The organism is Marinomonas rhizomae, assembly GCF_024397855.1.
GTDB lineage: Bacteria > Pseudomonadota > Gammaproteobacteria > Pseudomonadales > Marinomonadaceae > Marinomonas > Marinomonas rhizomae_A.
Genome location: NZ_CP073343.1, coordinates 3,993,335 through 4,004,522 on the forward strand (window position 1 = coordinate 3,993,335; position 11,188 = coordinate 4,004,522).

9 protein-coding genes are annotated in these 11,188 nt (G+C 46.0%); 1 reads left to right on the forward strand and 8 read right to left on the reverse strand.

All coding sequences use genetic code 11. The features are described from left to right. Positions 1-7: 7 nt before the first annotated feature. The 6 genes from araD to chvE all read right to left on the reverse strand — a co-directional run bounded on the left by araD (position 8) and on the right by chvE (position 7,467). Positions 8-1,768 carry an L-arabinonate dehydratase gene (gene araD / locus KDW99_RS18740; protein ID WP_114411503.1) on the reverse strand — a complete coding sequence of 587 codons (1,761 nt, stop codon included), beginning with the start codon at positions 1,766-1,768 and terminating at the stop codon, positions 8-10. Beyond that, entirely contained in the window at positions 1,765-2,532 is a 768-nt protein-coding gene (locus KDW99_RS18745; RefSeq protein ID WP_114411502.1) for an SDR family NAD(P)-dependent oxidoreductase, read from the reverse strand. Before KDW99_RS18745 ends, araD begins: the two co-directional genes overlap by 4 nt. Further along, positions 2,529-3,497, reverse strand: a complete 969-nt coding sequence (araD1, locus tag KDW99_RS18750) for an AraD1 family protein (RefSeq protein ID WP_255826928.1) — start codon at positions 3,495-3,497, stop codon at positions 2,529-2,531. The genes KDW99_RS18745 and araD1 overlap by 4 nt, the downstream gene beginning before the upstream one ends. Positions 3,498-3,520: 23 nt before the next feature. Further along, positions 3,521-4,720 (reverse strand): multiple monosaccharide ABC transporter permease, encoded by a 1,200-nt coding sequence (gene mmsB, locus KDW99_RS18755; RefSeq protein ID WP_255826931.1) that lies wholly within the window; start codon positions 4,718-4,720, stop codon positions 3,521-3,523. Positions 4,721-4,733: 13 nt separating this feature from the next. Next, positions 4,734-6,272 (reverse strand): multiple monosaccharide ABC transporter ATP-binding protein, encoded by a 1,539-nt coding sequence (gene mmsA / locus KDW99_RS18760; protein ID WP_255826933.1) that lies wholly within the window; start codon positions 6,270-6,272, stop codon positions 4,734-4,736. Between the two features lie 133 nt (positions 6,273-6,405). Further along, positions 6,406-7,467 carry a multiple monosaccharide ABC transporter substrate-binding protein gene (chvE, locus tag KDW99_RS18765; RefSeq protein WP_255826940.1) on the reverse strand — a complete coding sequence of 354 codons (1,062 nt, stop codon included), beginning with the start codon at positions 7,465-7,467 and terminating at the stop codon, positions 6,406-6,408. Between the two features lie 293 nt (positions 7,468-7,760). Here chvE and KDW99_RS18770 point away from each other — a divergent pair, with 293 nt between their 5' ends. Next, positions 7,761-9,347, forward strand: a complete 1,587-nt coding sequence (locus KDW99_RS18770) for a cation:proton antiporter family protein (protein WP_255826942.1) — start codon at positions 7,761-7,763, stop codon at positions 9,345-9,347. 90 nt (positions 9,348-9,437) lie between these two features. Here the strand turns inward: KDW99_RS18770 and KDW99_RS18775 are convergent, their stop codons facing one another. Further along, on the reverse strand, positions 9,438-9,608 hold the full coding sequence (locus tag KDW99_RS18775; protein ID WP_255826943.1) for a DUF6435 family protein: 171 nt from the start codon (positions 9,606-9,608) through the stop codon (positions 9,438-9,440). Positions 9,609-9,766: 158 nt separating this feature from the next. Continuing rightward, entirely contained in the window at positions 9,767-11,188 is a 1,422-nt protein-coding gene (locus KDW99_RS18780; RefSeq protein ID WP_255826952.1) for an FAD-dependent oxidoreductase, read from the reverse strand.

Genomic DNA, 11,188 nt, shown 5'->3' on the forward strand with positions numbered 1-11,188 from the left:
ACTTAATTTAATGGCTGTCTTTTGGCACCGCAGCGCCTCGACAACCTTTTAGGAAGTCAAAATCAGCACCGGTATCGGCACCCTGTACGTGGTCATGGAATAATTTGATATAACCACTTTTTGGTGCTTCCAAATGACTTTTCCAGTTCGCTAAACGTGTTGCCATTTCTTCATCCGAAATGTCCACATGAAGTCGACGATTTTCCACGTCTAATTCAATCATGTCGCCATTTTGAATAACGGCTAATGGTCCACCCGCAGCGGCTTCTGGCGTAGTATGTAAAACCACGGTGCCATAGGCGGTTCCTGACATACGAGCATCAGAAATACGCACCATGTCTTTAATGCCCTTGCGTAACACTTTTGGTGGCAAGCCCATATTGCCGACTTCAGCCATGCCTGGATAACCTTTTGGCCCACAGTTTTTTAGCACCATGACGCAGTTTTCATCGATGTCCAACGCTTCGTCATTGATCTTAGCTTTGTAGTCATCAATGTCTTCAAACACAACCGCGCGGCCACGGTGTTGCAATAAATGCGCCGACGCTGCGGAAGGTTTCAATACCGCTCCTTGTGGCGCAAGGTTGCCTTTCAATACAACAATACCGCCCTTTTGTGTCAGTGCTTTTTCAACGGGCAAAATAACATCTGGATTCCAGTTACGAACCTCTTTTACTTCTTCCCAAATGGATTCACCAGACACGGTAATGGCGTTTTTATGCAGTTTGCCAGCTTCAGCCAAATGCTTGATTACCACAGGCAAGCCGCCTGCGTAGAAAAACTCTTCCATCAAGTATTTGCCCGACGGCATTAAGTTCACAATAGTGGCGATTTCTTGGCCCAATTTGTCCCAATCGTCTAGGCTTAAATCCACACCAACACGACCAGCAATGGCCAATAAGTGAATCACGGCATTGGTGGAGCCACCAATTGCACCATTAACTCGAATCGCATTTTCAAACGCTTGGCGAGTCAAAATATCAGACGGTTTCAAATCGTCTTTGACCATATCGACAATACGACGACCAGTAAGGTGCGCCATCACTCGACGTCGGCTATCTACCGCCGGAATCGCTGCGTTGCCAGATAACGCCATACCCAAGGCTTCGGCCATCGATGCCATGGTGCTAGCGGTTCCCATGGTGTTACAACCACCAGCAGAGCGAGACATAGATTGCTCAGCTTCAAGGAAATCTTCTTGCGTCATCTTGCCAGCTTTAATGTCTTCCGACATTTGCCACAAAGCGGTACCAGAGCCCACACGCTCGCCTCTGAAGTAGCCATTCAACATTGGGCCACCAGATACGACAATCGATGGAATATCGACACTACACGCGCCCATAAGCAGCGCTGGAGTAGTTTTGTCACAACCTGCCAACAAGACAACACCGTCGAGCGGATTCGCACGCAAGGCTTCTTCCACGTCCATGGCCGCCATGTTGCGATACATCATAGCCGTTGGGCGAAGTGAGCTTTCACCCACAGAAAACACAGGAAATTCCAGTGGCAAACCACCCGCCTCATAAATACCATGCTTCACTCGATCAGCAAGATCGCGAAGATGGGCGTTACAAGGTGTTAGCTGCGACCAAGTATTACAAATACCAATTACTGGACGGCCATCAAACAAGTCCGCCGGTAAGCCTTGGTTTTTCATCCAGCTGCGATGGTAAATGTGATCACGTGATGTCCCACCAAACCATTCAGTGGAACGTAATTTACGCGGCCATGTTTTTGGTACGAACGTGCTTTTCTTAGAATCACTCATACCCAACCTCCATCAACAATAAAGTTCTGCGCCGAGCACATTGCCGCCGCATCGGACCCTAAGAACAACGCCATGTTGGCGATGTGTTCGGGAAGCACTTTGCCTGCTAGGCATTGGCTTTGTTTAATCTTTTCTTCTGCAGCATCATCAACCCACATGCGCAGCTGTTTTTCTGTCATCACCCAACCCGGCACCAAAGTATTCACTCGAATACCTGCACCACCTAAATCACGGGCAAGAGAGCGAGTTAAACCATGGGTCGCGGCTTTGCTCGTACCATAAGTTGGGTAGCCTGCTGTCGGCATCATCCAGCCCACAGAACCAAAATTGATAATCGAGCCACCACCCAGTTTGCGCATCATTGGCGCGACAGCTTGCGCTGCGAACATAGCGTGCTTGATGTTCACACCAACTAATTCATCGAAACGCTCTTCGGTCAGCGATTCCAAAGAATGACGCACATCGTTGGCCGCGTTATTCATCAATACTGAAATTGGGCCAAAAACCTCTGCTGCCGCACGGATTTTGCTTTGATAATCTTGGATATCCGTGATGTCACACACGTCAAAGCGCACTTCGTAGCCTTCTTTGGTAAGACGTTTAGCAAGCGCAGAGCCGGCTTTTTCATCCAAATCCACAAAGGCCGTTTTTGCACCTTGTTTGGCATACGCTTCAACAATGGCGGCACCGATACCTGTCGCACCACCAGAGATAAACACAGAACGATCTTTTAAGTCGGGGTAAACGGCCATTGGCTTTTTCATAGCACGTCTACCTCAGTGGATAACTCTGCTTCTTTCGCCAAGGCGTTACGTAATGGCAAGCCAAAAGTAGGAGAGGAAATTTCAAATACATCGCCTTCTTTAACCTGAACACCATCTGCAAACGACAAGGTCGCTGTGCCAAACATATGCACATGCAGATCGCCTGGTTGGCGGAAAATAGAGTATTTAAAATGATGGTGTTCTAGGTTCTTAAAGGTGTGTGACATATTGTCCTCACCAGATAAAAAGCCTTTCTCCCAAAGCGTTTTCTCGCCACGTTCGATACGTGAATGACCATCAATGTGCATTGGCAATTCGCCCACTAGCAATTCAGGACCAAATGACGCTGGACGCAATTTTGAATGAGCCAAGTACAAATAGTTCTGGCGCTCTGTCACGTGATCGGAGAATTCATTCGCCAAGGTATACCCAAGACGATGCACTTTGCCGTCATCACCCACCAAGTAAAAACCAGCGATTTCAGGCTCTTCACCGCCATCTAATGCAAAGGATGGTGAAGGCAAAGCATCACCCGGCGCAACCACGCCAGCGCCATTGCCTTTATAAAACCATTCTGGCTGTACACCCTCTTCACCGTCTTTTGGCTTGCCGCCTTCAACGCCCATTTGGAAGATCTTCATCGAATCCGTTAGCTCTTCACTTTTTGCATGCATGGCGTTTCGCGTTGCAGCAGAGCCTAAATGGGTCAAACCCGTTCCAGTTAAATACATATGTGCAGGATCTGGATGGCGTACAGGACAATCTAATTGGTTTTTGTTAGCAAGTTCGGCCAAATTGATCGCCTCACCTAGACCATGTTTTTCGATAATAGACTTCAGCGGCACGCCATTTTTAACGGCTTCTTTTGCGAGTTCATAAACACTCGATGCATGAAGAACAAGGTGTGCCTCATCGCCTTCACGACAGACCACACCACCTTGTTTAATTTGAGATAAAAACAACATAAATCGCTCCTTAACCCGCGTTCTTAGCGCGCTTTTTGTTTGTTGTAGACGTCGAAGATAACCGCTGCAAGCAAGACCAAACCTTTGATAACTTGCTGCCAATCAATCCCAATACCTAAGATCGACATCCCGTTGTTCATTACACCCATGATGAAGGCACCAATCACCGCACCGATGATTTTACCGACACCACCTGTCATGGAAGCACCACCGATAAAGACGGCGGCAATAACATCTAGCTCCATGGCGAAACCGGCTTTTGGCGTCGCTGTATTCAAACGTGCCGCAAAGATTAAACCAGCCAGTGCGGCTAACATGCCCATATTGGCAAAAGTCAAAAACGTTAAACGTTCTGTATTAATGCCCGACAACTTAGCGGCCTTAACATTGCCTCCCAAGGCGTAAATACGACGGCCGATGGTGGTGCTGTTGGTTAAGAATGTATAAACCGCGATCAATACAGCCATTGTCATTAAAACGTTTGGCAAACCACGGTAAGTACTTAATAGGTAAGACAAGTAAATAATAGCGATGGCAACCAAAGCATTTTTTACGATAAAGAAAGAGAAAGGCTCATCTTGAATGCCGTATTTCAACGCTCTAGATCGGCTACGTGCCGCCAAAAACACAATGGCACTCGCAGCCAATACGCCTAATACAAGCGCAGTGACATTTGGACGACCCACACCAAATACATCAGGGATAAATCCCGTACTTAATAGCTGAAAACTTTTCGGAAAAGGGCCAACAGATTGACCTTCTAGTAACGCCAGTGTCAAACCACGGAACACCAACATACCCGCCAAGGTCACGATAAAGGCCGGAATTTTCCAATAGGCAATCCAATAGCCTTGCAAGCCACCAATGATCAAACCAACAACAAGACACACAGGCACAACCAGAATGGTTGGCAAGTCATAGTTAACCGACATCACCGCAGCCAATGCCCCAATAAAGCCTGCCACAGAGCCAACCGACAAATCGATATGGCCAGCGACGATAACCAGCAACATGCCAATCGCCATGATGATGATGTAGCTGTTTTGTAGGAATAAGTTAGTTAAGTTAACCGGACGCATCAGAGTGCCATCGGTCAAAAATTGAAACATGCCCATGATCACAACCAGTGCGATCAACATACCGTAATCACGCATATGCGACTTCAAGTAGCTGGTAACAGAAGGTGCCGATTGGACCACTGTAGAGGTTTCTTTTGTTGTCATTATTATTACTCCGTTACGCTTTCACTATCATTGACATGATTTTTTCTTGGCTCGCATTCGCTTTGTCTAACTCACCAACAAAACGGCCTTCGTTCATCACGTAAATACGATCACACATGCCAAGCAACTCTGGCATCTCTGAAGAAATCATCACCACACCTTTGCCATCATCGGCAAGTTCATTGATGATGCTGTAAATTTCAAACTTGGCACCCACGTCAATACCGCGAGTTGGCTCATCTAGAATCAATACGTCTGGCTGTGAATACAGCCATTTACTCAACACCACTTTTTGTTGATTACCACCAGATAAATTCATCACTTTCTGGAACACACTTGGCGTACGAATATTAAGGGCTTTGCGATAATCTTCTGACACTTGGCGCTCGATGTTTTCATCAATCACGCCATTTGAGGACACACGATCTAAGTTGGCTAAGGTGGTGTTGGTTTGAATGGTTTCTTCAAGAATCAAACCCAATTCTTTACGGTCTTCCGTTACGTACGCCAAACCACTTTTTATCGCTTTAGGTACCGTGGACAAATCAGCGATGTCGCCACGTAAGCGCACTTCACCTTGAACATTTTTACCGTAACTTTGTCCAAATAGGCTCATTGCTAATTCTGTTCGACCCGATCCCATCAAACCCGCAATACCAACAATTTCACCGGCATGTACATTGAAGGCGATGTCATGAATTATTTGACGATCTACCGCTTCAGGATGCCAAACATTCCAATTGCTGACTTCCAACAAGGTTTTCCCTAAGTGACCTTCTTCAGTTGGGTTATTTCTTGCTGGGTAGCGGTTTTCCATATCGCGTCCAACCATGTCGCGAATAATGTCTTCTTCACTGATGCTTTGCGCACGGCAGTCTAATGTCGATACAGAGGCACCATCACGAATAACGGTAATACTGTCTGCAACACGGCTGATTTCGTTTAATTTGTGGGTAATCAGGATGGAGGAAATACCCTGAGCTTTAAATTCCAACAATAGATCAAGCAACTTAGCGCTGTCGTTCTCTTGCAGCGCAGCCGTTGGCTCATCCAGAATCAACAGCTTCACATCTTTAGCAAGGGCCTTGGCAATCTCAACAAGTTGCTGCTTGCCTACGCCTAATTGACCAACCAAAGTGGAAGGAGACTCTTTTAAACCAACCTTTGCTAACAGCTCTTGCGTACGAGAATAGGTTTTTGGCCAATTAATGACACCACCTTCAACATTCTCATTGCCTAAAAATAGATTCTCAGCGATAGATAAAAGCGGCACGAGCGCTAGCTCTTGGTGAATAATGATAATGCCTTTCTTTTCGCTGTCCGTTATGCCGGAAAACGCGACGGTTTCATCATTAAACAGAATATCGCCATCATAACTTCCGTGTGGATAAACCCCACTCAACACTTTCATGAGAGTCGATTTACCCGCGCCATTTTCACCCACTAAGGCGTGGATCTCGCCCGAACGAACTTTAAGGTTCACAGCGTCGAGGGCTTTTACTCCAGGAAACGTCTTGGTAATGCTGCGCATTTCCAAAATAATATTTTCCATAAAACATCCCATTAGCAGGTGCGCCATTACCGCATTGATTCACGGTCAATAGCGCACTTGCTGTTTTATTATTGTTGAGTTAGGACAAATAAAAAGTTCTTACAGAGTATTGATAAGCACAGTAATCGTGCGCTTATTCGATCTGAGACTTCGTATAGTAGCCACTGCCCAATAGCACATCTTGCCAGTTGGATTTGTCTACTGTTACAGGCTCAAGCAAATAGCTAGGAACGACCTTGATACCATTGTCGTAGGTTGTCGTGTCATTGATTTGAGGCTTCGCATCATTCAACACCGCTTGCACCATACCAACAGTCACATTGGCTAACTCACGAGTGTCTTTGAAAACAGTAGAATACTGCTCACCGGAAATGATGGATTTCACTGATTGTACTTCCGCATCCTGACCAGTAACAATTGGCATTTTTAGATTGCCAGAACCGTAACCGACACCTTTAAGGGATGACAAAATACCAATAGAAATACCGTCATATGGTGACAATACGCCATCTACACGTTTGGTTGTGTAATGGGCAGACAGTAAGTTATCCATACGCGCTTGAGCGGTTGCACCGTCCCAACGTAGGGTACCAACTGTGTCCATGCCCATTTGACCAGAAACAACATTTACTTTGCCAGAGTCAATCATTGGCTGAAGTACAGACATGGCACCGTTATAGAAGAAGTAAGCATTGTTATCATCAGGAGAGCCCCCGAACAATTCAACGTTGTAAGGGCCTTTACCGCGTTTTTCCATGCCGCTCACCAAAGACTTAGCCTGCAACACACCCACTTTGAAGTTATCAAATGTCGCGTAGTAGCTAACATATGGGCTGTTCTTAATTAAACGGTCATAGGAGATAACTTTAATCCCAGCCGCATCAGCATTTTCCAATGCGTTAGATAAAGTCGTGCCATCAATCGCAGCAATGACAAGAACGTCAACGCCTTTTACGATCATATTTTCAATTTGGGAAAGTTGGTTAGGGATTTCATCTTCTGCATATTGCAGATCGACTTTGTAACCCGCATCTTTGAAGAGTTGCACCATGGAATCACCATCGGTGATCCAACGAGCGGAAGACTTAGTTGGCATAGCAATACCCACATAACCCTCTGCAGCCAAGACACTAGCGGAACTCAGCGCAGTGGCACCTAGTACTAAACCAGCAATGGCGTTTTTTAGATAGTTCATTAGCTTCTCCTGTTACAGCCAAGGCAAGTACCATGAAGGAACAAGCTTCAGTGACCGTAGATTTTTTATGATTATTTTTTCGAGCCAATCAGGTCTTGAAAAACCTATCATCCAGAGTAGGCAAAATGTACATACCAATCAAATAGAATAAATGTTTGTCTTCATATCATTTTTGTTATGTGTATCGAATTGTAAGGACGCCTCCAAATAGCCATATTACGTGCTGCACGCCTCAGTCAAATTTCGTATGATAAAAGCTCTATTTACCGACTCTCTAACATTAGAAGGAATCTATGGAATTCATTTGGATCTTATTCGCATTCGCCTGCGGACTGGCCGTCAAGTTGATCAATTTACCGCCACTAATAGGTTTTTTGTTGGCTGGCTTTCTACTTAATTACGCAGGATTAGAGCCAAGCAATACTCTGGATTCTCTTGCCAACATTGGCATTACGCTGATGCTGTTTAGCATCGGCTTAAAATTGCATGTTAAGGACCTTTTAAAACGGGAAGTCTGGGCATCAACACTTAGTCATATGGGCATAAGCACCATAGTGTTTGCAGGTATTGCCTTACTACTTGGCACATTAAGTCTGCCTTACTTTGGCGTGCTGGATTTCAAAACCGCGGCGCTTATTGGTTTTGCGCTCAGCTTCTCCAGTACCGTTTGCGTTATGAAACTATTAGAGGAAAGTAGCGAATTAAAAACCCGTCACGGACAATTGTCTCTTGGCATTTTGGTTATGCAGGACATAGTGGCGGTTATTTTCCTTGTCGCAGCCACAGGTAAGGTTCCGTCTATCTGGGCTCTTGGATTATTTGGCCTACTGCTGATTCGCCCTGTTATTAACAAGATCGTCGACAAAGCTGGTCACGGAGAAATGCTTCCGTTAACTGGGCTTTTTCTTGCACTAGGTGGCTACGAGCTATTCTACTTGGTGGGCGTTAAGGGCGATTTAGGGGCGCTGATTTTCGGTATTCTGTTGGCCTCTCATTCTAAAGCCGCTGAAATGAATAAGTCCCTAATGAACTTCAAGGACCTATTCTTGATAGGCTTCTTTTTATCCATTGGTTTTACCGCCCTACCAACATTAAGCATGATCGGCATCAGCCTGATCATTACCTTAGTCATTTTGGCAAAGTTCGCACTCTTCTTCTTGCTACTAACCAAGATGAAACTACGCGGTCGAACATCCTTCCTGTCGTCAATGATTCTGTCAAACTACAGCGAATTTGGCCTCATTGTCGTTGCTCTGAGTGTGGCGAACGGCTGGTTAGAAAAGGAATGGCTAGTTGTTTTGGCTCTCGCCGTTTCGTTCTCTTTCGTCATCACCAGCGTGCTTTATCGCAACGTTCACCGTATGTACCGTAAAAACAAAGACGTCATTCGCCGGTTTGAAAGCGCAGATTGTTTACCTGAAGACCGTTTCGTACAGCCGGTCAACAGCGATATTTTGGTGGTTGGTCTAGGTCGAGTTGGCCGTGGTGCGTTTGAATCGTTAAAAGGCTTTGTTGGAGATACCGTAGCCGGTATGGATGCCGATCGGAACCGTATTAACCAAATGCAAGCCGACAAAGAAAACGTCTTCTACGGGGACGGTGAAGACGCCGACTTATGGGAGCGCTTGGACACCACTCGCATTGATTTAGTCTTGCTTGCCCTACCAGCAGCAGAAGACACCACCAATGTCGCCATCCAGTTGCGTAAAGCCAATTACACGGGACAAATCGCCGCGATTGCCCGTTACCAAGATGAAAGAGAAATCCTCATCAACAGCGGCATAGACAACGTCTTCAACTTCTACACCGAAGCCGGTACAGGTTTCGCAGAAGAAAGCTTGGCACTGATTCGGCCAATGGACAACGCCACACCGTCTTAGTCATTAAAAAGAGCCAAGCGCTCACAATTTATGCACTAAAACTACAAACGCGGTGCCATTAGCATGGCACCGCGTTTTTTATCACTCGACCTATGCAGACTTAGCTTCGTCTATTTTGGCTTTCACTACTTCGGCTTTTTGCGTCAATTCTGAATAGAGTCTGATGTCACCACCGCGCTGTGCTTGCATGGCTTTTTCCAATAGCTCTCCATATTCTTTATCGAGCTTTTTAATCGGGTCGGATTTAAGAAAAGAAAACATAATTAGCCTATGGTTATGAGTTAATAAAGTTCATACGAAGTGGATTGTGATTTAGATTACTTGCTATAACAAATCACCAAAACAAAAGCGCCAATCAGATTGCTCTGATTGGCGCTTTGACTCAAAACTCGACAAGGTCACGAGCGAAGCTATCGCACTTAGACGTCTAGGAAATCCATAATCCCTTCAGCAGCCTTGCGGCCTTCATCGATAGCGGTTACCACTAAGTCAGAACCACGTACCATGTCGCCACCAGCAAAGATCTTCTCGTTGGTAGTCTGGAACATGAATTTGCCTTTCTTAGGTGCGACAACACGGCCACGAGCGTCAGTCTCGATGCCGAATTTTTCGAACCAAGGCGCTGGACTCGCTTGGAAACCAAAAGCGATCAATACGGTGTCTGCAGGAATGATCTGCTCACTGCCTTCTACAATCTCAGCCGTACGGCGACCGTTTTCGTCAGGCGCACCCATTTGTGTTTCGACAACCTTGATACCTTCCACTTTACCATCACCAATGATTTCTACTGGTTGGCGGTTGAAAAGGAACTGAACGCCTTCTTCTTTTGCGTTTTGTACTTCTTTACGGGAACCGGGCATGTTTTCTTGGTCACGACGGTACGCACACGTCACGCTTTTCGCGCCTTGACGAATCGCAGTACGGTTACAGTCCATCGCCGTATCACCACCACCCAAGACAACGACTTGCTTGCCTTTTAAGTTCACGTAATCAGCTTCGTCTTCTTCGAAGTCTAGGCAATGATTAACGTTGGAAATCAGGTAATCCAAGGCGTCATGAACACCTGGTAAGTCTTCGCCTGGGAAACCGCCTTTCATGTATTTGTAAGTACCCATGCCAAGGAACACGGCATCGTACTCTTCCAATACATGTTCAAACGGCACATCGTCACCAACAGACGTTCCAAGTACAAACTCCACGCCCATTTCTTCAAAAATTTCACGACGGCGTGTCATGACGCTTTTTTCCAGTTTGAATTCTGGAATACCAAAGGTCAGCAAACCACCGATTTCTGGGTACTTGTCAAAAACCACAGGCTTGATGCCGTTACGCACCAAGATGTCTGCACAAGCCAAACCTGCAGGGCCTGCACCAACGATCGCAACGGTTTTGTTAACCGGTACAACGTTGGACATATCTGGACGCCAGCCCAAAGCAAACGCGGTGTCTGTAATGTATTTCTCAACAGAACCGATTGTCACGGCACCAAAACCACCTTCACCAAGCGTACAAGCGCCTTCACAAAGACGATCTTGTGGACAAACTCGACCACACACTTCTGGCAAAGAGTTAGTTTGATGACTCAACTCCGCGGCTTCTAAAATGCTGCCTTCGCTAACTAGCCTTAGCCAGTTAGGAATGTAGTTATGCACTGGGCATTTCCACTCACAATATGGGTTACCACACTCTAGACAGCGGTGCGCTTGATCTTTCGCTCCGGTCTCTTCGAATGGTTTATAAATTTCGACGAATTGCCCTTTACGCGTAATTAAAGGCTTCTTTTTCGGATCCTTACGATCCACTTCGACGAATTGAAATGCGTTGTTCAAGCGCTCAGACAT

Bases quoted from the DNA above. Each gene is read 5' to 3' on its own strand.
- araD (WP_114411503.1), bottom strand. From the start codon at position 1,768: ATGAGTGATTCTAAGAAAAGCACGTTCGTACCAAAAACATGGCCGCGT.
- KDW99_RS18745 (WP_114411502.1), bottom strand. From the start codon at position 2,532: ATGAAAAAGCCAATGGCCGTTTACCCCGACTTAAAAGATCGTTCTGTG.
- araD1 (WP_255826928.1), bottom strand. From the start codon at position 3,497: ATGTTGTTTTTATCTCAAATTAAACAAGGTGGTGTGGTCTGTCGTGAA.
- mmsB (WP_255826931.1), bottom strand. From the start codon at position 4,720: ATGACAACAAAAGAAACCTCTACAGTGGTCCAATCGGCACCTTCTGTT.
- mmsA (WP_255826933.1), bottom strand. From the start codon at position 6,272: ATGGAAAATATTATTTTGGAAATGCGCAGCATTACCAAGACGTTTCCT.
- chvE (WP_255826940.1), bottom strand. From the start codon at position 7,467: ATGAACTATCTAAAAAACGCCATTGCTGGTTTAGTACTAGGTGCCACT.
- KDW99_RS18770 (WP_255826942.1), top strand. From the start codon at position 7,761: ATGGAATTCATTTGGATCTTATTCGCATTCGCCTGCGGACTGGCCGTC.
- KDW99_RS18775 (WP_255826943.1), bottom strand. From the start codon at position 9,608: ATGTTTTCTTTTCTTAAATCCGACCCGATTAAAAAGCTCGATAAAGAA.
- KDW99_RS18780 (WP_255826952.1), bottom strand. From the start codon at position 11,188: ATGTCTGAGCGCTTGAACAACGCATTTCAATTCGTCGAAGTGGATCGT.